General features: G+C 76.8%; 1 protein-coding gene. It reads right to left on the reverse strand.

Features of this window, described 5'->3' with window-relative positions:
• Positions 1 to 876 (reverse strand): helicase-related protein (locus CCL05_RS43415; RefSeq protein WP_279629971.1); only part of this gene is annotated, 876 nt, incomplete at both ends.

An 876-nucleotide genomic window follows, 5' to 3' on the forward strand; every position in this document is an offset into this window, starting at 1 on the left:
CGCTGCCGCCCGGCCGCCTGCGACGCCCGTACCGTCGTCAGCGCGCTCAGCCCGCGCGCGTGGTCGACGCGCGGTTCCCGCGCCAGCCCGGAGTCGACGACCACACGCACACCGGGAACCGTCAGCGACGACTCCGCCACCGACGTGGCCAGCACCACCCGGCGCCGCTCCCCGCCGGCCAGCACGGCGTCCTGGACGGCCGCGGGCGCCCGCCCGTGCACCTGGAGCACCTCGACGTCCCCGAGCTCACCGAGCTGCCCGGCGACCCGGGCGATCTCGCCCACGCCCGGCAGGAAACACAGCACGTCCCCGTCCCGCTCGGCCAGTGCCCGCCGCACCACCGACGCCACATGCGCCAGCAGCGCCGGATCGACACGCATCCCGTGCGGCGGACGTACGGGCCGCACCGGCGGCGCCCACACGACCTCCACGGGATACGCCGCTCCCCGCGCCTCGACCACCGGAGCCCCGCCCAGCAGCCCGGCCCACCCCTGCGCGTCGGTCGTCGCCGAGGCGGCCACGAGCCGCAGTTCCGGACGGAGCGTCTGCCGTACGTCCCACAGGAACGCCGCCGCCGTGTCCGCGTCCAGATGCCGCTCGTGGCACTCGTCGAGGACCACCACATCGGCACCGGCCAGCTCCTGGTCCCGCTGCAGTCGCTGCACCAGCACCCCGGTCGTGACGACCTCCACGCGCGTGTGCCGCCCGACGACGCGTTCGCCGCGCACCGTGTAGCCGACGCTTTCGCCCACCTTCTCGCCCAGCAGCCATGCCATCCGCCGCGCCGCCGCCCGTGCCGCGATCCGCCGCGGCTCGGCGACGATCACCCGCCGCCGGGGCCCCTCCCCGAGCAGCCCCGCCAGAGCCAGCGGCACC

The organism is Streptomyces africanus (genome assembly GCF_002150735.1).
Taxonomy (GTDB): Bacteria; Actinomycetota; Actinomycetes; order Streptomycetales; family Streptomycetaceae; genus Streptomyces; species Streptomyces africanus.